The sequence below is a fragment of the Microbacterium sp. SL75 genome (genome assembly GCF_026625865.1).
Lineage (GTDB): Bacteria > Actinomycetota > Actinomycetes > Actinomycetales > Microbacteriaceae > Microbacterium.
Map to the genome: position 1 here is coordinate 2,218,833 of NZ_CP113067.1, position 21,778 is coordinate 2,240,610.

General features: G+C 70.9%; 22 protein-coding genes, 1 pseudogene and 1 riboswitch. Of the genes and pseudogenes, 12 read left to right on the plus strand and 11 right to left on the minus strand.

Going from position 1 to position 21,778, the window contains the following annotated elements:
• Window positions 1–150: 150 nt before the first annotated feature.
• From OVA17_RS10360 to OVA17_RS10385, 6 genes are all read right to left on the minus strand, one after another.
• On the minus strand, window positions 151–942 hold the full coding sequence (locus OVA17_RS10360; protein ID WP_267786481.1) for an ABC transporter ATP-binding protein: 792 nt from the start codon (window positions 940–942) through the stop codon (window positions 151–153).
• Window positions 939–1,763, minus strand: a complete 825-nt coding sequence (locus OVA17_RS10365; RefSeq protein ID WP_267786482.1) for an ATP-binding cassette domain-containing protein — start codon at window positions 1,761–1,763, stop codon at window positions 939–941. The genes OVA17_RS10360 and OVA17_RS10365 overlap by 4 nt, the downstream gene beginning before the upstream one ends.
• A complete protein-coding gene (locus tag OVA17_RS10370; protein ID WP_267786483.1) occupies window positions 1,760–2,629 on the minus strand; it encodes an ABC transporter permease in 870 nt (289 codons plus the stop codon). Before OVA17_RS10370 ends, OVA17_RS10365 begins: the two co-directional genes overlap by 4 nt.
• Window positions 2,626–3,576 (minus strand): ABC transporter permease, encoded by a 951-nt coding sequence (locus OVA17_RS10375; protein ID WP_267786485.1) that lies wholly within the window; start codon window positions 3,574–3,576, stop codon window positions 2,626–2,628. The genes OVA17_RS10370 and OVA17_RS10375 overlap by 4 nt, the downstream gene beginning before the upstream one ends.
• Window positions 3,573–5,084: an ABC transporter substrate-binding protein gene (locus tag OVA17_RS10380; protein WP_267786486.1), complete on the minus strand. Its 1,512-nt coding sequence runs from the start codon at window positions 5,082–5,084 to the stop codon at window positions 3,573–3,575. Before OVA17_RS10380 ends, OVA17_RS10375 begins: the two co-directional genes overlap by 4 nt.
• A 144-nt stretch (window positions 5,085–5,228) precedes the next feature.
• The gene (locus OVA17_RS10385; protein ID WP_267786487.1) at window positions 5,229–6,146 is read right to left on the minus strand and encodes an alpha/beta fold hydrolase; all 918 of its coding nucleotides are present in this window, start codon (window positions 6,144–6,146) and stop codon (window positions 5,229–5,231) included.
• Between the two features lie 100 nt (window positions 6,147–6,246).
• Here OVA17_RS10385 and OVA17_RS10390 point away from each other — a divergent pair, with 100 nt between their 5' ends.
• The 3 genes from OVA17_RS10390 (at window position 6,247) to OVA17_RS10400 (ending at window position 8,062) form a co-directional block, all read left to right on the plus strand.
• Window positions 6,247–6,798, plus strand: coding sequence for a carboxymuconolactone decarboxylase family protein (locus tag OVA17_RS10390; RefSeq protein ID WP_267786488.1), 552 nt, complete (start codon window positions 6,247–6,249; stop codon window positions 6,796–6,798).
• Window positions 6,795–7,505, plus strand: a complete 711-nt coding sequence (locus OVA17_RS10395) for a tyrosine-protein phosphatase (RefSeq protein ID WP_267786489.1) — start codon at window positions 6,795–6,797, stop codon at window positions 7,503–7,505. The genes OVA17_RS10390 and OVA17_RS10395 overlap by 4 nt, the downstream gene beginning before the upstream one ends.
• 92 nt (window positions 7,506–7,597) lie before the next feature.
• Window positions 7,598–8,062, plus strand: a complete 465-nt coding sequence (locus OVA17_RS10400; RefSeq protein ID WP_267786490.1) for an SIP domain-containing protein — start codon at window positions 7,598–7,600, stop codon at window positions 8,060–8,062.
• A 126-nt stretch (window positions 8,063–8,188) separates the two neighbouring features.
• Here OVA17_RS10400 and OVA17_RS10405 read toward each other — a convergent pair whose 3' ends face one another.
• The 4 genes from OVA17_RS10405 to OVA17_RS10420 all read right to left on the minus strand — a co-directional run bounded on the left by OVA17_RS10405 (window position 8,189) and on the right by OVA17_RS10420 (window position 12,469).
• The gene (locus tag OVA17_RS10405; protein WP_267786491.1) at window positions 8,189–8,644 is read right to left on the minus strand and encodes a Fe-S oxidoreductase; all 456 of its coding nucleotides are present in this window, start codon (window positions 8,642–8,644) and stop codon (window positions 8,189–8,191) included.
• Window positions 8,641–9,453 carry an arginase family protein gene (locus tag OVA17_RS10410; RefSeq protein ID WP_267786492.1) on the minus strand — a complete coding sequence of 271 codons (813 nt, stop codon included), beginning with the start codon at window positions 9,451–9,453 and terminating at the stop codon, window positions 8,641–8,643. The genes OVA17_RS10405 and OVA17_RS10410 overlap by 4 nt, the downstream gene beginning before the upstream one ends.
• A gap of 70 nt (window positions 9,454–9,523) precedes the next feature.
• Window positions 9,524–10,279, minus strand: a complete 756-nt coding sequence (locus tag OVA17_RS10415) for a PspA/IM30 family protein (RefSeq protein WP_074694165.1) — start codon at window positions 10,277–10,279, stop codon at window positions 9,524–9,526.
• 93 nt (window positions 10,280–10,372) lie between these two features.
• Complete coding sequence (locus OVA17_RS10420; RefSeq protein WP_267786493.1) at window positions 10,373–12,469, minus strand: TPM domain-containing protein; 2,097 nt, start codon at window positions 12,467–12,469, stop codon at window positions 10,373–10,375.
• 124 nt (window positions 12,470–12,593) lie between these two features.
• Here OVA17_RS10420 and OVA17_RS10425 point away from each other — a divergent pair, with 124 nt between their 5' ends.
• The 5 genes and pseudogenes from OVA17_RS10425 to OVA17_RS10445 all read left to right on the plus strand — a co-directional run bounded on the left by OVA17_RS10425 (window position 12,594) and on the right by OVA17_RS10445 (window position 17,180).
• Window positions 12,594–13,427, plus strand: coding sequence for a DUF3097 domain-containing protein (locus OVA17_RS10425; RefSeq protein WP_267786494.1), 834 nt, complete (start codon window positions 12,594–12,596; stop codon window positions 13,425–13,427).
• Window positions 13,428–13,486: 59 nt separating this feature from the next.
• Window positions 13,487–14,206, plus strand: coding sequence for a tRNA (guanosine(46)-N7)-methyltransferase TrmB (gene trmB, locus OVA17_RS10430; RefSeq protein ID WP_267786495.1), 720 nt, complete (start codon window positions 13,487–13,489; stop codon window positions 14,204–14,206).
• A pseudogene (locus OVA17_RS10435) lies at window positions 14,203–15,064 on the plus strand (CPBP family intramembrane glutamic endopeptidase). Before trmB ends, OVA17_RS10435 begins: the two are co-directional and overlap by 4 nt.
• 273 nt (window positions 15,065–15,337) lie before the next feature.
• A riboswitch (guanidine-III (ykkC-III) riboswitch) is annotated at window positions 15,338–15,402 on the plus strand.
• 10 nt (window positions 15,403–15,412) lie between these two features.
• Window positions 15,413–15,736, plus strand: a complete 324-nt coding sequence (locus tag OVA17_RS10440; RefSeq protein ID WP_103210182.1) for a DMT family transporter — start codon at window positions 15,413–15,415, stop codon at window positions 15,734–15,736.
• Between the two features lie 130 nt (window positions 15,737–15,866).
• Entirely contained in the window at window positions 15,867–17,180 is a 1,314-nt protein-coding gene (locus OVA17_RS10445; protein ID WP_267786497.1) for a hypothetical protein, read from the plus strand.
• Window positions 17,181–17,247: 67 nt separating this feature from the next.
• On the opposite strand, the gene OVA17_RS10450 is transcribed toward OVA17_RS10445, so the two are convergent.
• Window positions 17,248–17,532 carry a hypothetical protein gene (locus tag OVA17_RS10450; protein ID WP_267786498.1) on the minus strand — a complete coding sequence of 95 codons (285 nt, stop codon included), beginning with the start codon at window positions 17,530–17,532 and terminating at the stop codon, window positions 17,248–17,250.
• 129 nt (window positions 17,533–17,661) lie between these two features.
• Between OVA17_RS10450 and OVA17_RS10455 the strand changes: the two genes are divergently transcribed.
• The 4 genes from OVA17_RS10455 (at window position 17,662) to OVA17_RS10470 (ending at window position 21,773) form a co-directional block, all read left to right on the plus strand.
• Window positions 17,662–18,837 (plus strand): sensor histidine kinase, encoded by a 1,176-nt coding sequence (locus OVA17_RS10455; RefSeq protein ID WP_267786499.1) that lies wholly within the window; start codon window positions 17,662–17,664, stop codon window positions 18,835–18,837.
• Window positions 18,838–18,964: 127 nt separating this feature from the next.
• Entirely contained in the window at window positions 18,965–19,468 is a 504-nt protein-coding gene (locus OVA17_RS10460) for an SRPBCC family protein (protein ID WP_210072001.1), read from the plus strand.
• Entirely contained in the window at window positions 19,465–20,946 is a 1,482-nt protein-coding gene (locus OVA17_RS10465) for a phytoene desaturase family protein (RefSeq protein WP_267786500.1), read from the plus strand. The genes OVA17_RS10460 and OVA17_RS10465 overlap by 4 nt, the downstream gene beginning before the upstream one ends.
• 2 nt (window positions 20,947–20,948) lie before the next feature.
• Window positions 20,949–21,773, plus strand: coding sequence for a DNA-formamidopyrimidine glycosylase family protein (locus OVA17_RS10470; RefSeq protein WP_267786501.1), 825 nt, complete (start codon window positions 20,949–20,951; stop codon window positions 21,771–21,773).
• The last annotated feature ends 5 nt before the right edge of the window (window positions 21,774–21,778 follow it).

Sequence of the window (21,778 nt, forward strand, 5' to 3'; positions counted from 1 at the left end):
TCCCGAGGCGCCGGATGCCGGCATCCGGTGCCTCGCCCCCGGCACCAGAACAGGGGATGCGACGAGAACAGGGGAAACGGGGGCGAATCGGCCTGTTCTCGTGACGTTCCCTGTTCTCGAGTCAGGGTCTGTCGTGTCTGAGACGGACCGTCAGGCCGGCAGCGTCGGAATGGATGCCAAAAGCTGCCGCGTGTACGCCGCCTGCGGCTGCAGCAGCACCTTCTCGGTCGGCCCCTGCTCGACGACCCGGCCATCCTTCATCACGACCACCTGGTCGCAGACGTTCTGGACCACGCCGATGTCGTGCGAGACGAGCACGAGGGTGAGGTCCTCTTCGACCCGCAGGCGCGCGAGCAGGCGCAGGATCTGCGCGCGTACCGTGACGTCAAGGGCCGACAGCGGCTCGTCGCCGACGAGGATGCGCGGGCGGTGGACGATCGCGCGGGCCAGGGCGATGCGCTGACGCTGGCCGCCCGAGAACTCGTGCGGGAAGCGTGCGGCCATGTCGGCGTCGAGGCCGACCTGTTCGAGCACCTCGCGCACCCGCGCGCGGCGGTCGCCCTCGACCCCCAGCGCCCACAGCGGCTCGCCGACGATGCGTTCGACGCTCATGCGGGGGTCGAGCGAGGCGTAGGGGTCCTGGAACACGATGCCGGTCGCCCGGCGCAGCCAGTGCAGTGATCGCGCCGAACCCCGAGCATCGACGGGGCGTCCGTCGACCTCGACCGTTCCCGCGCTCGGCACGTCGAGGCCCAGCAGCAGGCGCACGAGGGTGGACTTGCCCGACCCCGACTCGCCGATGATGCCGACGGCGCTCCCCGCGAGCACCGAGAGGTCGACGTCGGCGAGACCCACGGTCCGCTCGGCTCGGCCGACGCCCCGCGTCCGCGGGGTGGGGTAGGTGCGCGAGAGCCCTCGCGCCCGCATCAGCGTCTCGGTCACGGGGTCCCCTCGGCCTCTTCGGTCGCGATCTCGCGAGCGGGGAGCTCGGGATGCCACAGCGTCGCGGTCGCATCCCGCAACAGGGCCTGCGTGACGGGTGACGACGGTGCCTTCAGCAGATCGGCGACGGGGCCCTCCTCGACCGCACGTCCGTGTTCGAGGACCACGGCGTGGGTGGCGACCTGCGCGAGCACCGCGAGGTCGTGCGTGATGAAGACGAGGGACATCCCGGCATCCTGGACGAGAGATCGCAGCAGCGACAGGATCCCCGCCTGGATCGTGACGTCGAGGGCGGTGGTCGGCTCGTCGGCGATGAGCAGCCGCGGGCGGCAGGCCAGGGCCATGGCGATCGCGACGCGCTGCCGCTGGCCGCCGGAGAGCTGGTGCGGGTAGCGCGAGACGAGCCGCTCGGGGTCGGGGAGCGCGACGCGCTCCGCCTCGGCGACGGCGCGACGAAGCGCCTCGCGGCGCGAGACACCCTCGTGGATGCGGACCGACTCGCCGATCTGTCGACCCACCGTGCGAATGGGGTTCAGGGCCGTGCGCGGCTCTTGGAAGACCATGCCGATGTCGTCGCCGCGCAGGCGTGCGAGCTCGCGATCGGGCAGCCCCAGGATCTCGCGGCCGTTCCAGAGGATGCTGCCCGAGGCGTGCGTGCCGTCGGGCAAGAGCCCCAGGATCGCCAGGGCGGTCAGCGATTTGCCCGATCCCGACTCGCCGATCAGCCCCACTCGCGCGCCCCCGGGGACCGAGAACGAGACGCCGTCGACGACGGCGCGACCGCCGATCTCGATCCGCAGGTCTGTCACGACGAGGCTCACGCGACCACCCCCGGCACGTGCGTACGCGCGGCGGGAGCGCGCTCGCCCAGGGTGGGGTCGGCAGCTTCGCGCAGCGCGTCACCCAGCAGGTTCAGGCCGAGCACCGTCAGCGTGATCGCCAGGCCCGGCCAGACCACGGTGAGCGGGTGCACGGCGATGTACGCCTGCAGGTCACTGAGCAGCACACCCCACGAGGGCTGGGTCACGGGCGCTCCGAAGCCCAGGTACGACAGCCCCGCTTCGGCGAGCACGGCCACGGCCATGCCCCACGACAGCTGCACGATGAACACCGGGGCGACGTTGGGAAGGAGGTGCCTCGTGAGGTTCTGCGCGCTTGACAGGCCGCTCGCCCGTCCCGCGAGCACGAAGTCGCTGTGCAGCACGCGCCGCAGCTCGGGCCGTGTCACGCGGGCGACGTTCACTCCGAACCCGATACCCACCGACCAGATGACCACGGCGAGGGAGCCGCCCCACACGGCCGAGATCATCATGGCGATGATCAGGACCGGGAAGGCGATGAGGATGTCGACGAGGACCGCGACGCTCTCGCGGATCCACCGCGCGGTGAGCGAGCCGAGGGCGGCCAGGGCGATGCCGAGCACCGAGGCCACCGCTCCCGCGCCGACGGCGACGACGACGGTCGTGCGCGCCCCGGCCATCAGCAGGCTGGCGATGTCACGGCCGCTGTTGTCGGTGCCGAGCACGTGCGGCCACGCGGGGTCGCTCCAGCGTGCGCGGGCGTCGACGGAGGCCGGGTCGAAGGGGGTCCACAAGAGCGAGACGACGGCCGTGACGACGACGAGAGCGACGATCAGGATGCCGAATCGCCCGGTGCCCAGACTCCAGAGGCGCCGGAGGGTGGTCATGAGGCCTCCCTCTGACGCGGATCGATGAGGCGGTGGGTGAGGTCGACGAGGAAGCCGACCACAAGGACGAAGCCCGTGAGGGCGAGCAGCTCGCCCTGTACCTTCGGCAGGTCGCGCGCGGCGACGTCGGTGACCAGCATGCGCCCGACACCGGGGAGGGTGAAGAGCTGCTCGATCACGACGGCGCCCACGATGATCCCGGCGATCTGAAGGCCGAGCACCGTGATGACCGAGAGTCCCACATTGGGCAGACCGTGGCTCAGCAGGGCGCGCGTGCGGGTGAGACCCTTCGCGGCGGCGGTGCGCACGTAGTCCTGACCGAGCGCTTGGAGGGTGGCGCTCCGCACGAAGCGCAGCAGCATCGCCCCTTCGACCACGCCGATGGTGAGGGCGGGGAGGATGAGGGCTCGGAACGCCGCCGCGGGGTCGTTCCACCCCGCCCGGGGGAAGCCCTGGGGCGGAAGCCAGCCCAGCCACACCGCGAACACGACGACGAGCATCATTCCCGCCCACACCACGGGCACCGCTGCCAGGGCCTGCGCCCCGACGCTGAGCGCCGTCCCGCCGACGCGACGTCGTCCGAGAGCGGAGAGAACGCCGAAGGGGATGCCGACCATCAGCGCAACCGTGAGCGACATCGCCGCGAGCGGCACGGTGACGCGGGCCTTGTCTGCCAGCTCCGCGACGACGGACGTGCCCGTGATGAGCGAGGTGCCCAGGTCGCCGCGCAGCAGCCCGCCGATCCAATCGAGGTACTGCGTCCAGAGCGGGGCCTCCAGGCCCAGGCTCGCGCGCAGCGCGGCCACCTGTTCCGGCGTCGCCTCGGTGCCGGCGATCAGCTGCGCGACGTCGCCGGGGAGCACCCGGAGCGAGACGAAGATCAGCACGCTGGCCACGGCCAGGCCCAGCACCAGCAGGCCCAGCCGTGTCAGCGTGTAGCGGATCACTCCGCCGCGACCGTCACGCCCGCAAGCGGCAGGCGCACGTTGAGGGAGTTCTTCGGAAAGTTCGCCACGTTCGTGCCGACCGCGGTCAACGGTGTCGACAGGAACAGCCAGTCCGCGGCATCTTCGTCGCTCACGATGCGGGCGGCCTCGGCGAGCAGGTCGGAGGACTGCTGCTGGTCGGTGGTCGCCAACGCCTGGGCGTACAGGCCCTGCACCTCGGCGTTGTCGTAGCCGAAGTAGTACGAGGGGTTCGCCCAGTTGCCGAAGTCGCGGGCCTCGACGTGGCGCACGAAGCTCAGGTCGTAGTCGTGGTTCTTGTAGACGTTCTGGAGCCACGTGCTGAAATCGACCGAGTTGACCTTGAGGGTCACGCCCACGTCGGCGAACGACGACACGAGGAAGGTCGGGATCGTCGTGGGGTAGACGTTGGGGATGGTCAGCGTCAGGGTGAGGTTCTCGGCGCCGGCCTGCGCGAGAAGCTCGCGGGCACGGTCGGGGTTGTACGAGATGCTTCCCGACAGGTCTTCGCATCCGGGGTCGAGCGGGGCGATGGGGCCGTAGAGCTCGCTGCCGGAGCCGAGGGTGTCGATGAGCGCCTTGTGGTCGATCGCCAGACGCAGCGCCTCGCGCACGCGCTGGTCGTTGAGTGGCGCGCGCTGGTTGTTGAAGGCCAGCGTGCCCTTGTCGGTAGTCAGACCCGATTCGATCGAGAAGTTGTTCGTGCCCTCGATCTGGTCGCGCAGCTCGGGGTCGATCTCGAGGGCCACGTCGACGTCGCCGGCGACGGCCGCGTTGGTCGCGGCGCTCTGGTCGGGAATGTAGTCGAGCACGACCTCCGCGACGCCGGCCTTGTCCCCCCAGTATCCGTCGTAGCGCGAGAGGGTCAGGCTCTGCCCGGCGTTGCGGCTCTCGACCCGGAAGGGACCGGTGCCGTTGGCGGCGGTCTGGAAGTTGGTCGTGTCGCCGCTCTTGAAGATCAGGCCCGCGCGGCCCGTCATCGCGAAGAGGAAGTCGATGTTGGGCTTCGCGAGCGTCACGACCACCGTGGAGGCGTCGGGGGACGCGATCGAGGCCACGTTCGCCAGGTCGGAGCTGTTCTGGATGGTGGGGTCGTCCTTGGCCGTCTGCAGCGAGGTGATGACGTCGTCGGCCGTGAGCGCGCTGCCGTCGTGGAAGGTCACCCCCTGACGGAGGGTGAAGGTGTAGGTGAGTCCGTCGGGAGACACCGTCCACGCCGTGGCGAGTGCCGGGGCGATCGCGTTGGAGTCGTCGCCGTTGCGGGTGACCAGGCCTTGGTAGACGTTGTCGATGAGAGCCTGCTCGAGCGAGGCGCCGCTCGTGCGGCGGATGTCGAGGTTCGACGGCTCCAGCGACAGACGCACCGTGAGGGTGGCGTTTGGGTCGGCTTCTCCGGTGGGGTTCGGCGTCGTACTCGAGCCGGTGCACGAGGTGAGCAGGAGCGCTCCGATCAGGAGCATGCTCGTGGCGAGAGCGGTGCGGCGCAGCATTGCGGGGTGTGTCCTTTCGCAGGCCGAGGCATCAGGGTGCTGTGGATGCCGAGCAGGGGTGGCAACAGCCTACTTTCACCCGTATTCCCTCGACGCCGTCTGTGACGGTGCGCGACGCGGGATGACCGGGTTCGGGTCGGCGGGTCAGGGGGTGGTCAGGAGCGATCGGATCAGACGCGCCAGGCCCTCGGGATCTTCCTCCTGCGCGTTGTGCCCGGTGGACAGAACCCGGACGTCGGCCCCGGGCACACGCCGCGCGAGCTCCTCGGCATCCGTCTCGGTGACGAAACCGCGCTCGCCGCGCACGAGCGTGACGGGTGCGGTGACCCCGCCCAGGTCGTCCCATCCGGTCGTCGACAGCACAGCCTTCACGGCATCCGGGGTCGTGGCATCGGCCCCGGCGTTCGCGGCGGCCGCGGCGAGGTGAGCGAAGTGATGCTTCCACTCGACCCGTCCGTCGGGGCGCAGACGCGAGTTGAGGAACACCCCGCGCGCCGCAGCCTCGGGGGATCCGCCCAGGCCGAACGAGAGGGCGCGTTCGACGAGTTCTTCCCGCGACGACCAGTCGGTGGGGCCGGCGAAGAACGCGCGGATCTGCGCGGGACCCGCGCTCGGGTCGACCCCCGGTGTGATGTCCACGATCGCGAGGCGAGAGACGAGATCGGGACGGGATGCCGCGGCCGCGGCCGCCGTGAGACCGCCCAGCGAGTGCCCCACGAGCACCTGCGGCGTCGTCGTCCACTGCTCGAGGGCCGAGACGACATCGGGGGCGATCACGCGCGCGACGTACGCCGCATCATCGCGCCACGACGAATCGCCGTGGCCGGGGAGGTCGAGAGCCAGAGCAGGCACCCCCAGGTGCAGCAGCGTCGTGTCCCAGGTGTGGGCGTTCAAACCGGCGCCGTGCAACAGCGTGACCACCGGGGGCGCCCCGCCCCAGCGCAGCCCGCTGAGCGTGCGGTCGTCGGCGAGGGTCAGCCGCACCCGTTCGACGGGAGGGAGTTCGCGGCCGACATCGGCCGCCTGGGCGGGGAGGAACGAGAACTCGTCGCGCTCGGGCATTGGAACAGCCTTCCACCGCGAACGGGATGCCGCTACCACCGCGCCACGGAGCGTCACCGATTCCCTCCCCACCCGAGCGGAGCCGCCGTAGGCTGTGGCCATGGGCGAAGAACGGCGCGTGCACCTGTCGAAGTCGGCTCCCGAGGCGTACGCCGCTCTGCGCTCGTTCTCGAGCACCGTCGGCCGACTCGCCGCCGAGGCCGGCATCGACGCGCGGCTGCGCGAGATCGTCCAGATCCATGCCTCCCAGCTCAACGGGTGCGCCTACTGCGTGCGTATGCACGTGGATGCCGCGGTGAAAGCCGGGCTCGACGCCGATGTGATCGCCCAGATCGCGACGTGGCGGGAGTCGGGCGTCTTCGATGAGCGCGAAAGAGCCGCCCTCGAGCTGACCGAGTCGTTCACCTTCATCCACGAGGACGGCATCCCCGACGAGGTCTACGACCAAGCGGGCGGCATCCTGAGCGAGGCCGAGTACGTCGCGCTCAGCTGGGTGCTCGTGGCCATCAATTCCTTCAATCGCGTCGCCATCGCGGGTCGATACGCCGTGCCGCCCCGCGCTTCCTCTCCGATGCCGGTCGCCCCGGATGCCGCGCCGGCGGCGACGACGCGCCCGCGCGAGCCTCACGTGCACGCGGACGGCGCGGCATGACCGGCTCGCTCGTCTCGGGCGCGGTGAACTTCCGCGACGTCGGCGGACTTCCGGCGGGAGAGCGTCGCACGCGCGCGGGCGTGCTCTACCGCTCCGGCAACCTCGTCGCCGTCGACGACGCGGGCGCTCGGACTCTGCGAGATCTCGGCATCCGACGCGTGATCGATCTGCGCGACGAATCGGAGGTCGCCCATGCTCCCAGCCGCCTCGATACCGCGGTCGAGATCCAGCACGAGCCGCTGTTCCTCGGCTCGGTCGCCTCTTTCTTCGCGCGCGACCTGAGCCTCGACGACATGTACGCCGCCCTCGTCGACGATTCCGCAGAGCGGGTGGTGTCGGCGATCCGCGGCATCCTGGGCGCGCAGCCCGCGCTCGTGCACTGCACCGTCGGGAAGGACCGCACCGGGGTGACCGTCGCGATCGCGCTCGCCGCGGCCGAGGTCGATCGAGAGGCGGTGATCGCCGACTACGCCCGCACCGAGGAGTTCCTCCCCGCCGAGCGCAATGCGCGGGTCCTCGCGGCGATCCGCGCCGTGCACCCCGACAACGTCCACGCCGAAGCCCTCGCGACCCGCTCGCCCGCCCCGGTCATGCGCGCGCTGCTGCAACGGGTCGACCGGGACTTCGGCTCGCCGGCGGGCTACCTCCGCGCGAACGGGATGTCCCAGGGCGAGATCGACCGATTGCGAGAGGTGCTGATCGACTGACCGGGCCGCCCCCGCGGCATCGTGTCGATGTCGAGATAGTGGGCAGGGACACAGGTTAGGCAAACCTATGTCGCGGGTATAGTGGAGGCATCATGTCGATCCCCACCGAGCACAATGCGGCAGCGTGTCGCGCCTCGCGTCACACGCGCGTGCAGCACCTCGTGACGGCCGACGAGACCTCGCTCGCCGAGCTCGAAGCCCTGCTCGCGACGCTGCCGATCTGCTCGACCGGCCGCGTGTTCGTCGAAGTCCCCGACGCGTCGTGGATCGGGTCGATCACGGCCCCCGCCCGCATGACCCTGACCTGGCTCGACCGCTCGCGTCGCGGCGGTGCCCCCGGTACCGGTCGCGGTTGCGCAGCCGGTGAAGCCCTCGCCCGCGCCGTCTCGGGCTGGGCCGGCGAGATGCTGTGCTGCGATGACGACGCCACGCGCGTCATCCTGCTCGGCGCATACCTCGGCACCGCCGAGATCGTGGACGAGCTCGTCGCGCGTCACGGCGTCGACGCGCAGGCCATTCACACTCCCGAGCGCTTCGGCCTCGCCACCGCGCGCTGAAGCGCCACCCACGCTCCTCGACGGATGCCGGCTGGTCGATACGCGCCGTCTCGCTCGGAATCCGCCCCGTTCGCTGTGATCGTGCGCGGGGAGAATCCCTCGGGCCGGTAGCTCTCGTTCGGTGGGTCAATCCCCGCGGCGGACGTAGTTGCCCTCGACGAGTCCCGCCTCGATCTCGAACCGATTGCGCAGGGGATCGCGCCCGGCCAGGGCGTAGAGCAGCGGCATGAGGAAGCCGTACCGACGCCATTGGCGTTTGTGGACCGCCTCGTGCCCGAGCACGACGTCGGTCGGCCGGTCGTCGCCGGTGAGGAAGCAGCCGCCCACGCATACGCCCCCGCGGGGGAACGCCCACGACGGGAGCCCGCGGAACACCCACAGACCGAGACGCTTCTCGATGCGGCCCGTGCTCCACACCGACCCCCAGATCCAGCCCACCGCGCAGCCGTACCAGTAGCCGACGCGGCTGAGGGGGGAGTCGAGCAGGACGCCGGGGAGGAACCGGTCGAAACGGCGGCCGCGCGCCACCGCCCGTTCGGCCCGCTCTCGCCAGCCCTCCGGGGGCGGGGGGAGGGGGCTCATGCCAGTGCTCCGATCAGACGCAGGATCGTCCCCAGGTCGTCGACGGCGGCCGCCGGGCTCGAGGGGGAGAACTCGGTCAGTGTCGCTCCCGCGAGCGGGAGCAGCTCGCGCAGGCGGCGAATGGATGCCACGACCTCGGCCGTGCGCGCGCCGAAGGGCACGGCCTGGGCGATGCCGCCGATGTCGGCGGGATCGAGGGCGTCGAGGCCGACGTGCACGTGCACACGTGTCGCTCCCGTGGCGGCGACGGCGTCGGCCAGGGCGTCGGGGGAGACGAGCTCCTCGGCGCGGACCACGGTAATCCCGTGGGCGGTGACGAAAGCCTCTTCTTCGGGATCCCACGCACGGGGGGCCACGAGCACGAGGCGCGAGGGTGCGATGCCGGGCTCGAGGCGCAGGAGCGCCTCGCCCTCCCCGGCGATAGCCCTCAGCACCATGCCGGTGAACGCTCCGCTGGGGGAGGATTCGGGGGTGTTCAGATCGGGGTGAGCGTCGATCCACACGACCGCGAGATCGTCTCCCGCGATCGCCGACACGGCCCCCAGGGTGATTCCGCAGTCGCCGCCCACGACCACGGCGGGTTCGTCGGAGCTACGGACGGCTTCCTCGATGCGCTCGCGCATGCGAACGATCGCGCTGTGGCGCTGCACACGGGTGCCCTGCGCGTCGCCGGCTTCGGTCGGGGGTTCGAGGACGATCGTCGAGGCGCGCGGCAGGTCTCCGGCGATGGCCTCGGCCCCGTCGACGAGCTGCATCGCGCGCGAGGAGGACGACCCCTGCCACTGCGGAGCGACGATGAATCGGGTCATGGCGGTTCCCCTCGGCGGGAGACGCGAGTGCACCGCCTGATCGATCGGGCGGTGCACTCGCGGTCGTGGATCAGACCTGGTCGGGGCTCGGTGCGTCGATGGCGGCACGCTGCGGACCGCCGACCTTGAGAGCCGCGAGACGGGCTTCGACCTCGGTGAGCTCTCCGACGTCTTCGAGAGCGTTGAACTGCGCGTCGATGCTCGAGGCGGCGAGCTCCTGCTTGCCGGCGGCGAGGGCCTCCTGGCGGCGGATCTTGTCTTCGAAGCGGCCGAGCTCGCTCGTCGGGTCGAGCACGTCGATCGACTTGACGGCGTCGTGCACCTTGTTCTGCGCCTCGGCGACCTTGGCGCGAGCGGTGAGCTCGTTGCGCTTGGCCTTGAGCTGCTCGAGCTTGGTCTTCATGCCGTTCAGGCCGTCTTTGAGCTTGTCGACGACCTCGGTCTGCGCGGCGATGGTGGGGGCGGCGGCCTTGGCCTCTCCCTCGGCGGTGATCTGACGCTGGAGGGCGATCTTGGCGAGGTTGTCGAACTTGTCGGCTTCGCTCAGGTTGCCGCCGGCGCGCAGTTCGTCGCCCTTGCGGCTGGCGGCGAGGGCCTTGTTGCCCCACTCGGCCGCCGCCTGGACGTCTTCCTGGTGGTCGCGCTCGAGCAGGCGCAGGTTGCCGATCGTCTCGGCGATGGCCGACTCGGCATCGGCGATCGAGTTCGAGTAGTCGCGGACGAGCTGGTCGAGCATCTTCTGCGGGTCCTCGGCCTGGTCGAGGAGCGCGTTGACGTTCGCGCGGACGAGGGTCTGGATGCGACCGAAGATGGACTGCTTGGCCATGCGGGGTGTTCCTTCCTGAGGGCGACGGTGTCGAGTCTGGTGGCGGATTCTACGAATTGTCTGTGATCGGACGGCGTGGCCGCGAGGGGTGGACTAGCGGCGCGATCCCCGCCCGCCGCCGGCGCGGCTGCGACCACCGCCCGAGAAGCCTCCGCCGCCGCCGCTTCGAGAGCGTCCGCCGCCCGTGAAGCCTCCGCTGCGCGAGCGCCCGCTCCCGCCGGAGAACCCGCCGCCGAGGCCGCCCAGGCCGCCCAGGCTGCCCAGTCCGCCACCGCCGAAGCCACCGCGCGAGCGCCCGCCGCCGAGAATGGCGTTCACGGCGATGCCGCCGAGGATCGCGCCCATCATGTCGCCTCCGCCGCCGGCGGCTGCGCCGCCGAAGGCGCCGACGTCGTTCTGTGCCGCGGAATCGGCGGCGGCGGCGAGCTGGGCCGCGCGCTGGGCCGCGGCGAGGGCTGCGACCAGGTCGGCGATGCGCAGTTGCTCGGCCTGCACGAGGGCGGCACCGGCCTCGGCGAGACGCGTGCGCGCTGTGGCCCCCACCGCCCCCCGACGCGTGGAGATGAAGTCCTCGGTCGCGGTCACCCGGGCGCGCGCCTGAGCGAGTGTCGTGTCGAGCTCGCTCTCGGCGCGGCGTCGACGCTCGGCCGCGTCACGGGCCTCGTCGAGCACCGCGTCGATGGTGGCGTTCGCCTGCTGCAGTGTGTCGATCGCTTGCGCGGGGTGGGGGCGCGAGACCGAGAGCGCACCGCGCGCGTCATCGAGCTGCGACCGCGCCGAGGCCGCCGCGGCGGCGACTCGTCCGTCGGGATCGGGCAGCCGGCCGGCCGCCGCGAGGTCGCCCTCGATCTCCGCGACGAGGGCCGAGGCGCGTCGGTTCGCGTCCGACAGGGATGCCTCGAGGGCACCCACGGAGCGCTCGAGGGTGTCGGCCTGGGCCACGGCCGCTTGCGCTGCGCGGATGGCGACGGCCGCTTCTCCGGTGCGACCGGCGGCGAGAGCGGCGGCGGCTTCCGCTTCCTGGGAGCTTGCGAGCTCGAGCCGCGCTCGGGCCTGGGCCGGGTTGTCGGCGACGGGGGAGAGCGCGTCGTCGCTGAAGCGTTCGGTCAGGCGCGCGAGTCTCGTCTCCGCCTCGCTCAGGCCCGCGGCGACCGTCGCGTGCTGGCCGCGGATCGCGGCCAGGGCGCCGGGGGCGTCTGCCTCGAGAGCGCGCAGTTCGTCGAAGGCGGACGCCTTGGCATCCAGAGCCTCGTCGGCGGCCGTGCACAACCGCAGGATCTCGGTATAGCCGGCGCGCTGCTGCTCAGGGGTCTCGGGGGTGCTGTCGTCGAGCTGCTGCTGGATCGAGAACGCCCGGTCGAGGTCGGCCTTGGCCTGGTCGAGCACCTCGACGAAGGGAGCTGCGGCGGCGTCGCCGAACTGCGCGCGGGCGAAGCCGAGCTCCTGCTCGCTCGTCTTGACGGCGTCGTCGGTGGACACGAGGGCGGAACCGGCGCGACGGGAGAGGTCGTCGATGCTCTCGGTCGGGATACCACCCGCACCGGGCGTCGTCGCTCGACGGCGTCGACGCACGGCCAGCCAGACGAGGCCGGCGGCGATGGCGAGCAACAGCACGCCGACCAGGACGATCGGCACGATGGCCGGGCCGTTCTGCGTCGCCGGCGTCGGGGGAGGGTTCGGCATGTTGCCGCCCGCTTTCGCGTGCGCGGTGCGCAGGCCGTCGGCCGCGGCGACCGCCGCGCCCGCGTCGTCGCCCGCCTCGAGCGCCGGCTGCACCTGATCCTGCTCGATCGAGGTGAGCTGGGCCGCCGAGATCCCGCCCGCATCGACGTCGCCCGAGAGGTAGTACTGGAAGGTATCGCCCTCGATCGCCACGGCCAGCAGGTACTGGTTGGGACCGAGCCGGTTGCGGTTGGCGGTCTCGTTCGCCCAGTCGTCGGCGCCGGTGGGGTCTTGGAAGCCGTCGACGTAGACGACCCAGAGGTCGAGTCCGGTCTGCTCGGAGAGAGTGAGCAGACGTCGCTGGACGTCCGCCTCCTGCGCGTCGGTCAGCGCGTCCGCCTGGTCGAGCACATAGCTCGACCCGAGCGTCGGCGGGGGGATCGCCGCGGCGCTGAGGGGAGCGACCAGGACTCCGACGAACGCGAGCAGCAGCACCGTCATCGTGCGCAGCACGTTCGGCTTTCGCATGCAGTCCCCTTCGGTTGCCGGATGCGTCCACCCTATAAACGACCGCCGACACCGGGGTAGGAGCGGCGCGTCCGCTGTGAGCGCACGCGAGCGCCGCTTAGGCTCGGACGCTCGGAGGTACACCATGGACGACCGCTACGGAACCGACGTGCTCGCCCGCGGGTGGCGCGACGCCGGACGCATCAGGCCCGCCGAGGTCGCGGCATCCGCGGATCTCGTCGTGGAGATCGCGGGCGACGGCTTCGTCGGCGCGGTGACCCGCATCGACGGCTCGAACGTCGAGCTCGAAGACCGCTTCGGCAAGCGCCGGCTGTTCCCGCTCGGCGGAGGCTTCCTCGTCGACGGCAAGCCCGTGGTGCTGAGGGCCCCCGCCGCCGCGGCGAAGGGGCGCACGCGGACGGCATCCGGGTCCTTCGCCGTGGCCGACCAGCGCGCGCGTACCGCCCGCGCCAGCCGCATCTTCGTCGAGGGAAAGCACGACGCCGAGCTCGTCGAGAAGGTGTGGGGTGCGGACCTGCGCGCCGAGGGAGTCGTGGTCGAGTTCCTCGAGGGCGTCGACCTTCTCGAGCAGACCCTGGATGCCGAGCCCCCCACCGCCGAGCGACGCTACGGCGTGCTGGTGGACCACCTCGTGCCGAACTCCAAGGAGTCGCGCATCGCCGAGAAGATCGCGCGGGGCCGTCACGGCGCGCACGTGCGCATCGTCGGCCACCCCTTCGTCGACGTGTGGCAGTGCGTCACGCCCCGGGCGCTCGGCATCGCCGCGTGGCCGGAGGTGCCGCGCGGGATCGAGTGGAAGGTCGGCGTCTGCCGGGCGCTCGGCTGGCCCGCCGAGGAGCAGGCCGACACGGCTCGCGCGTGGCAGCACATCCTGTCGAAGGTCACCACCTTCCGCGACCTCGAGCCGGCCCTGCTCGGCCGTGTCGAGGAACTCATCGATTTCGTGACCGTCCCGTGAGCGGCCGCAAGGTGCCCGTGCGGCACACCCCCGATACGCAGACGCCTAGCCTGGATGCTATGGACGCCCCAGTCTTCCGCGACAAGCCGGTGTCGTTCGTGCGCCGCAGCGGCCGCATGTCCGAGGCGCAGGACCGGGCGTGGGCCGAGCTCTCACCGTTCTATCTGCTCCCTGTCGAGCGCGCCGCAGCCACGACCAGCGTGAAGGCGGGCACGGCCATCGACCCGGCCGAGGTCTACGGACGCACGGCCCGCCTCGTGGTCGAGATCGGCTCCGGTCAGGGCCACCAGATCGTCTCCGCCGCAGCGGCCGACTCCGACAGCAACTTCCTCGCCGTCGAGGTGTTCACCGCCGGTCTCGCCCGCACCATGCTCGACGCCGACCGCGAGGGCGTGAAGAACCTGCGCCTGGTCGAGGCCAATGCCCCCGAGGCTCTCGAGCACCTGCTCCCGCCGGCATCCGTCGACGAGCTCTGGCTCTTCTTCCCCGATCCCTGGCACAAGAACAAGCACACCAAGCGTCGCCTCGTCGCCCCCGACTTCGCGCGTATCGCCGCCCAGGCCCTGCGCCCCGGGGGCACCCTGCGCCTCGCGACGGACTGGCAGGACTACGCCGATCAGATGCGCGACGTTCTCGACGCAGCGCCCGGCTTCGAGCGCGCGTTCGCGGGGGAGTGGGCAGAGCGCTTCGACGGCCGCGTGCTCACCGCCTTCGAGCGCAAGGGGCTGCGCGTCGGCCGCGACATCCGCGACCTGAGCTACACGCGGGTCTCGCCGTGACCGCGCACACCGCGGTGCCGGTCCGCGAGCGTTCCACCTGGACGCCCAAGCTCGTCCCGGCGCTGTTGGTGTGCCTCGCTGCGCCGGCGCTGTTCGTCGTCCAGGTCGTATGGCTGGGCTGGATCCTGCTCGCGCTCGCGGTGGCATCCGGGATCCTGGTCGACCGCCGGGGCGGAGTCGCGCTGGCTCGCGGTGAGGAGCCGAGCATCGCCCGCGACGTCTCGCTCGTCGCGATCGGCCAGTTCATCGTGAGCCTCATCCCGCTGCACGCCGAACTCGACAACGCCGCGTTCGTGCGTTTCACCCTCGCCCTGGGCGGGGCCGTCGTCGTGCCCTACGTCATCTCGCGCTTCGTCTACCGCGACAATGCGATCCGCTTCCCGTGGCGCGGCGGCGGACGATGGACCTGGTGGCAGTGGGCCTGGCTCGGCGGTGTCATCGTGCTCGGCTACCTGATCCTGCCGTTCTACTTCATCACCTCGGGCGTCTACCGCAACTGGCCCGAGGTCGTCACCCCCGAGCCTCATCGCTCGTTTGTTCGTGGGCGTCGGCGCCGTCGGCATCTGGGACGAGCTCTTCTTCATCTGCACCGTCTTCGCGCTGCTGCGTCGACACTTCCCCGACCTCACCGCGAACCTGCTGCAGGCGATCGTGTTCGTGTCGTTCCTGTGGGAGCTGGGCTACCAGGCGTGGGGGCCGCTGCTGACGATCCCCTTCGCGATCGTGCAGGGCTTCCTCTTCCTGAAGACGCGCTCGCTCTGGTACGTCGTGACGGTGCATCTGCTCTTCGACGCCGTGGTCTTCGGCGTCCTCGTCCACGCCCACAATCCCGGGTCGGCATCCATCTTCCTGATCTGACCCCGGATGCCGGCACCCCGCCGCCCGGCCCCGCCCAACGCCCCGCCCAACGCCCCGCCCAACGCCCCGCCCAACGCCCCGCCCAACGCCCCGCCCAACGCCCCGCCCAACGCCCCGCCCAACGCGCCGCCTAACGCCCCGCGCATAAACGCGATGTGCGCGCAGAAACGCGAGCAGAGCGTGTTTCCGCGCGCGCAGAGCGTTTATGCGTGGCTCGAGAGGGGCGGATGCCGCGGTGCCCGGGTTCTGCCCAGGTCGGCGCGCTACCTTCGGGACTGGACGCCCCCCGCGTCCCCGGACGAGGGATCAGTACCCGGACTGCGACAAGACTGGCCAAGGAGCACAGCCATGTCGTGGATCGTCCTCATCCTGTCCGGAATACTCGAGGCCGTCTGGGCCACCGCCCTCGGCCGTACCGAGGGCTTCACCAAGCTCTGGCCGAGCGTGATCTTCGGCGTCGCGCTCGTGGCATCCATGGGCGGCCTCGCCTTCGCGATGCGCGAGATCCCCACCGGCACCGCCTACGCGGTGTGGGTCGGGATCGGCGCGGCGCTGACGATCGTGGTCGCGATGGTCAGCGGGACCGAGACGGTCTCGGTGGTCAAGGTGCTGCTCGTGCTGGGGCTGGTGGGATGCGTGGTCGGTCTGAAGCTCGTGGGCGACAGCCACTGACCAGGTCATTTCTCGAAAGTCAACCGGATGGAACGCACGGTTTCATCCGGTACCATCCTCTCCAACTGCACTTGTCCGGGCCAGACACCGTCGTCACTCGCCCACATCTTCCCCCTGTGAAAGGTTCCGAGTGAGCGCACCGCCGAGCGAGCTTGTCTCCCCGACGCGTCCGTCGCGCGTCATCGCACGACCGAGTCGTCTCGACCGTCTGCGCGATTCGCGCCTCGGTCGCTCCCTGCGCCAGTACGGTCACGACGTCCTCCGCAAGCCCGAGGGCATCGTCCCGATCGAGCGCGGCGCGTTCACCAAGGTCCTGATCCTGTGGGCCATCGCTCGCGTGGTCAACTTCGCGATGCTGTGGGGCTTCTACTCGATCGCCAAGGCAGCGCGCTGGGGATTCGGTCCCGACAGCGAGCGACTCGGCACCTTCTTCGACTACCTCACGGGGTGGGATGCCGACCGCTACGGTCAGATCGCCGCCCAGGGCTATCCCATGTCGTTGCCGATGAACGTCTCGGGCGACATCCTGCCCAACAACTGGGCGTTCCTTCCGGTCTTCCCGACGATGGTCCGCGTGCTCTCGGGTGCCACGGGTCTCGGCTGGCAGCCCATCGCTGTTCTCCTGAGCCTGGGGGCGAGCCTCGGCGCCACCTGGCTGCTCTTCGTGCTGATGCGCACGGTCACCAAGCCGCAGCCCGCCTGGTGGGCCGTCGTCTTCTTCTCCTTCGCCCCGATGTCGTTCCTCTTCGTGATCGGCTACAGCGAGGGCCTGTTCATGCTGCTGATGTTCGCGGGCATGCTGCTCGCGATCAAACGGCGCTACCTGTGGATCCTGCCGATCGGCCTCATCACGGCTTACACCCGTCCGGGCGTGCTGGCTCTGGGCCTGGCTCTCGGCATCGTGTTCCTCGTGCGTTTCTTCCGCCGCAAGGTCGATCCGTTCCCGATGCGGGAGTGGCTCTCGCTCATGGCATCCGGTCTCGTCATCGCCGCGGCGGGTCTGTCGTGGAACCACATCGCGCAGTATGTCACGGGCACGCACAACGCCTACATCCGCACCGAGCTCGGCTGGTGGCTGGACTACGTGGGCAACGATGAGTTCACGCCGTTCACCCCGTGGTTCCGCCAGGCGGGTACGCACCTGGGCGTCGTCGGCGTCGTCCTCGTCATCGCGCTGATCGTCGCTTTCGCAGCGCTGATGTGGTCGCGCCCCGTCCGCAAGCTCGGCCTCATGGTCGTCGCCTACGGCTTCAGCTACGGCGTGTACATCTTCGCGGTGTTCCTGCCGCAGCAGAGCACGTTCCGCCTGCTCATGCCGATGGCGCCCCTGCTCGGCGACGAGCGGTGGTCGTCGACCCCGCGTCGTCGCACGGCGATCCTGGTCGGATGCCTCGTGCTCCAGGCGGTCGCGATCCTGCTGCTGTGGACGCGCGGCAACCCGTGATCCGACACTGACCTGACAAGAGGGGCGGCGCCGATTTCGGCGCCGCCCCTCTTGTCATGCCCGGGGGTCAGTCGGGCTGTCCGCCGGGGTCGACGGCGTCGATGACGTCCTGTTCCGCGGCGTTGTCGGCATCCATCTCCGCCGACCCCGTCGCGTCTTCGTCCGTCCGTGCGAACGCTCCGGCGGAGGAGTCCGACGCGCCGGCGGGTGCGGGCTCCGTCTCGGGCGGGAGGGGGATGGTCGGCTCCGCGGGCGTCGGAACCGTCGGCTCGGAGGGGTTCGGGGCGGTGGGCTCCGAGGGGGTGGGCTGCGAGGGGTCGGACGGGGTCTGGGGGAAGGTCGGAGTACTCATTGCTCGACTCTCCGCGGTGTGGGAAGAGTTCGCGAGCCCCTTTCCCATCGGGCGGCCGCGGTGTATCCCGGTGCGGATAGGCTTTCGGGCGGGGCTTTCGGGCGGGGCTCTCAGGGACGAGGGGACCACATGTCCACGGCACATGACGTGACGAGGCGCGATGCCATCGCGCAGTACCGCTTGGTCGGCGAGCCCACCGAGCCCGACCTCCAGGGGCTCGTCGAGCTCGCCGCGACCGTGTGCAACGTGCCCACCGCGGTGATCAACATCATCGACGACCGCATGCAGCACCAGGTCGCGGCGGTCGGCATCCAGGTCGCGTCGTGCGCCCGCGAGGACTCGATGTGCGCCGCCGTCATCAGCACTCCCGGTCGCGTCGTCGTCCCCGACGCCCGTCTCGATCCGCGTTTCGCGCAGAACGCCTTCGTCACCGGCGAGATCGCCCACACGCGCTTCTACGCGTCGAGCCCCCTCATCACCCCGGCCGGTGTCGCCATCGGCACGCTCTGCGTCTTCGACACCGAGGTGGGAGAACTTTCGGATGCCAGCAGCCGCGCCCTCGATCTGCTCGCGCACCAGGTGATCGACGTTCTCGAACTGCGCCGGGTCCAGCGCGATCTGATCGAGTCCAACGCCCAACTCGAGAGCTTCGCGATGCAGGTCAGTCATGATCTGCGCAACCCCCTGACCGCGTTGACGGGCTTTCTCGAGCTGGCGGCCGACAGCCCCGAGATGGTCGACGCCCCGCGCGCCGCTCAGTCGCTGGCCCGCGCGGAGGCCGCGGCCGGGCGCATGACGTCGATGGTCACCGATCTGCTCGACTTCGCTCGAATGGGCGGCGCCCGCCCGTACATGACCCAGGTCGATGTGTCCGACACGGTCGACGCCGTCCTCGAGGACCTCGACGGCGCACTCGCGAACACGGGTGCCGAGGTGATGGTCGAGAGCACGTCGTTCGTGCGCGCCGATGACACGCTGCTGCGGGTCCTTCTGCAGAACCTCATCGCCAACGCGGTGAAGTTCACGGTCGCGGCCGAGAGGGCACCGCGCATCGCGGTGAGCGTCGAGGTCCTCTCCGACGGGTGGCGCATCACCGTCGACGACAACGGCGATGCGCTCGACCCCGAGTTGCGCGAGCGCGTCTTCGAGCCGATGCAGCGCGGCCATGGTGCCGAGGTGCAGGGGATCGGCATCGGTCTTGCGACCTGCCGGCGCATCGTCGAGGCGCACCGCGGCACGATCGGTCTCGACGTTTCTCCCGCGGGCGGCACGCGCGCGTGGTTCGTGCTCCCGTCCGCCGCCTGAACGCTATCGGGCGATGCGCCCGGGCGCAACCTCCGAGACGGTTGTCCGAGAGGGGCCGTAGCGTGGGCGGTGTCGGCAAGGCCATCGGGTCTTCGCCGTCGATCCGGATGCCGAGGAGGAACGCCCCATGGCACGAAACGTGCGTCTGATGCACTGCACGCCCGACGACGTTTTCCGGGTCCTCGCGAACGGATGGCTGTATCCCCTCTGGGTGGTGGGCACCTCGCGCATACGCGATGTCTCCGAGTCGTGGCCCGCCGAGGGTGCGACGCTGCACCACTCTTTCGGCTCGTGGCCGCTCGTGGTCAACGACAACACGGTCATGCGCGAGTGGGATCCGCCGCGTCGCGCGGTGCTCGAGCCCCATGGCGGACTCATCGGCGTCGCGCGCGTGGCGATCGATGTGAAGGCCCGCGGTGATCGCTGCGTCGTACGTATCCAAGAGGAGCCCGTCACGGGCCCGACGACGCTTCTGCCCGACACGGTGTTCGATGCGATCACGCGCTACCGCAACGCCGAGACCCTGCACCGCCTGGCCTATCTGGCCGAGGGCGGCGCCCCCGGATCGACGGGCGGTGCGGCGGCGCTCGGCCACGAGTCCACCGCCGAGAAGGAGCCGATCGACCGATGAGCGAGAGCTACGACGCGATCATCGTCGGCTCCGGCCCGAACGGGCTCGCCGCCGCCGTCACGCTGGCTCGGTCGGGGCTTTCGGTCGCCGTGTACGAGAGGAGCGACACCTTCGGCGGTGCCGCCTCGACCGCGGAACTCACCCTCCCCGGTTTCCGGCACGACGTGGGCTCAGCCGTGCATCCACTCGCGCTCGAGTCGTGGTTCTTCCGCGAGTTCGGTCTCGACCGACGTGTTCCTCTCGTCGTCCCCGAGGTCTCGTACGCCCATCCGCTCGACGGCGGCCGCGCGGGGCTGGCGTACCGCGACCTGTCGCGAGCAGCCGAGGGACTCGGTGTCGACGGTCCGGCCTACGAGCGCCTCATGCGCCCCCTCGTCGATCACCTGCGCGGGGTCGCCGACTTCACCGGGAATGCCCTTCTCCGCGTCCCGGGTGATCCCCTCGCGGCATTCTTCTTCGGCATCCGGGCTCTCGAGCAGGGCGGGCCGTGGTGGAACGCGCGTTTCCGGGAAGAGGTGGTACCGAGCCTCATCACCGGCGTCTCGGCTCACACGATCCTGCACCAGCCGAGCCTCGCCGCCGGGGGAGCGGGCCTCGTGCTCGCCACCTACGGTCACGGCCGCGGGTGGCCGATTCCCGTCGGCGGCAGTCAGGCGATCGCCGACGCGATGATCGCCGACATCCGCGCTCACGGGGGAGTGCTGCGCGCCGGTGTCGAGGTGACCTCCCTCGACGAGCTGCCTCCGGCCCGCGCCGTGCTCCTGGACACGACCCCGCGCTCGCTGATCCGGCTCTGCGGTGACCGGATGCCGGCGGCCTACCGTCATGTGCTCGAGAGGTTCCGCTACGGCGGCGGCGTCGCCAAGGTCGACTTCGCCCTGTCGGATCCCGTGCCGTGGGCCCACGCCGATGTCGCCCGCGCCGGCACGGTGCACATCGGCGGCACGCGCGCCGAGATCGCCGAGGCCGAGAACGCGGTGGCCCGGGGAGACCTCCCCGACGCCCCCTACGTCCTGGCCGCCCAACCGACGCTGTTCGACTCCACCCGCGCGCCCGAGGGCAAACACGTCCTGTGGGCGTACACCCACGTGCCGTCGGGGAGCCCCGCCGATCGTGAAGAGGCGGTCGTGCGTCAGATCGAGCGCTTCGCCCCGGGATTTCGCGATACCGTGCTGGCCTCGTCGTCTCGGACGGCCGTCGATATCGCGGCGTGGAACCCGAACTTCCCCGGCGGCGACATCTCGGCCGGCGCCCCCACGCTCACGCAGCTCCTGGGACGCCCGGTCTACAGCCCCGACCCCTGGCGCACGCCGATGAAGGGCGTATACCTGTGCTCGTCGTCGACGAGCCCCGGCCCGGGCGTGCACGGCCTGGCGGGATGGCAGGCCGCGCTCAGCGCACTCCGGCACGAGTTCGGCACGCGCCTGCGCCCCGACCTCGCTCCCCGCGACGATCAGCTGCACGCAGCCGCACGGTAGCCGTGCCCGAGGGCGACAGCGTCTATCGGCTCCGGCAACGACTCGAGGCCGCGACCCTCGGTGCGCGCGTGCACGACGGGGAGCTGCGGTCGGGCAACGCCGCCGGGCGCTCGCTCGGGGGTCTTCGCATCGAGGGATACGACACCTTCGGCAAGCACCTGCTCACCCGTTTCGACAACGGGTCCACCCTGCACACCCACCTGCGCATGCAGGGGAGCTGGACCATCACGCGGGCAGGGCGTTCCCTGCCGTCCGCGGTGCGCGAGACGGCGCGGGTGCGCCTGCGACTCGACGACGGGCGAGAGGTGTGGGGTCTCGATCTCCCCGTCGTGGAGCTCGTCCCCACCGCGAGCGAGAGCGATGTGATCGGATACCTCGGTCCCGACCCGCTGCGGGACGACTGGGATGCCGCCGAGGCGGTGCGCCGACTCTCGTCACGCCCCGACCGGCCCTTCGTCGCGGCGCTTCTGGATCAGACCGCCGTCGCGGGTCTCGGCAACCTCTGGGTCAACGAGCTCGCCTTCCTCCGCGGCATCCACCCCTTCGCCCCCATCGGGATGACCGACCTCGACGCGCTCACGGCGCTCGCCGCACGGTGCCTGCGGATCTCGGCGACCGTGCCCGGCATGTATCAGGTCACGACCGGTGACCGCCGGAAGGGGGCGTCGCATTGGGTGGCGGGGCGCGCGGGGCGGCCCTGCCTGCGTTGCGGAACCCGCGTGCGGGTGCGCGACGAGGTGCAGAACGACCCCGAGCAACGGCGGACGTGGTGGTGCCCGCGCTGCCAGCCGATGCCCGGCGCCACCGATGTCGGAACCCCCGAGTAGACAAG

Bases quoted from the DNA above. Each gene is read 5' to 3' on its own strand.
- OVA17_RS10395 (WP_267786489.1), top strand. From the start codon at position 6,795: ATGACCGGCTCGCTCGTCTCGGGCGCGGTGAACTTCCGCGACGTCGGC.
- OVA17_RS10420 (WP_267786493.1), bottom strand. From the start codon at position 12,469: ATGCGAAAGCCGAACGTGCTGCGCACGATGACGGTGCTGCTGCTCGCG.
- OVA17_RS10460 (WP_210072001.1), top strand. From the start codon at position 18,965: ATGGCACGAAACGTGCGTCTGATGCACTGCACGCCCGACGACGTTTTC.
- OVA17_RS10380 (WP_267786486.1), bottom strand. From the start codon at position 5,084: ATGCTGCGCCGCACCGCTCTCGCCACGAGCATGCTCCTGATCGGAGCG.
- OVA17_RS10370 (WP_267786483.1), bottom strand. From the start codon at position 2,629: ATGACCACCCTCCGGCGCCTCTGGAGTCTGGGCACCGGGCGATTCGGC.
- OVA17_RS10450 (WP_267786498.1), bottom strand. From the start codon at position 17,532: ATGAGTACTCCGACCTTCCCCCAGACCCCGTCCGACCCCTCGCAGCCC.
- OVA17_RS10405 (WP_267786491.1), bottom strand. From the start codon at position 8,644: ATGAGCCCCCTCCCCCCGCCCCCGGAGGGCTGGCGAGAGCGGGCCGAA.
- trmB (WP_267786495.1), top strand. From the start codon at position 13,487: ATGGACGCCCCAGTCTTCCGCGACAAGCCGGTGTCGTTCGTGCGCCGC.
- OVA17_RS10440 (WP_103210182.1), top strand. From the start codon at position 15,413: ATGTCGTGGATCGTCCTCATCCTGTCCGGAATACTCGAGGCCGTCTGG.
- OVA17_RS10415 (WP_074694165.1), bottom strand. From the start codon at position 10,279: ATGGCCAAGCAGTCCATCTTCGGTCGCATCCAGACCCTCGTCCGCGCG.
- OVA17_RS10400 (WP_267786490.1), top strand. From the start codon at position 7,598: ATGTCGATCCCCACCGAGCACAATGCGGCAGCGTGTCGCGCCTCGCGT.
- OVA17_RS10390 (WP_267786488.1), top strand. From the start codon at position 6,247: ATGGGCGAAGAACGGCGCGTGCACCTGTCGAAGTCGGCTCCCGAGGCG.
- OVA17_RS10410 (WP_267786492.1), bottom strand. From the start codon at position 9,453: ATGACCCGATTCATCGTCGCTCCGCAGTGGCAGGGGTCGTCCTCCTCG.
- OVA17_RS10385 (WP_267786487.1), bottom strand. From the start codon at position 6,146: ATGCCCGAGCGCGACGAGTTCTCGTTCCTCCCCGCCCAGGCGGCCGAT.
- OVA17_RS10465 (WP_267786500.1), top strand. From the start codon at position 19,465: ATGAGCGAGAGCTACGACGCGATCATCGTCGGCTCCGGCCCGAACGGG.
- OVA17_RS10455 (WP_267786499.1), top strand. From the start codon at position 17,662: ATGTCCACGGCACATGACGTGACGAGGCGCGATGCCATCGCGCAGTAC.
- OVA17_RS10425 (WP_267786494.1), top strand. From the start codon at position 12,594: ATGGACGACCGCTACGGAACCGACGTGCTCGCCCGCGGGTGGCGCGAC.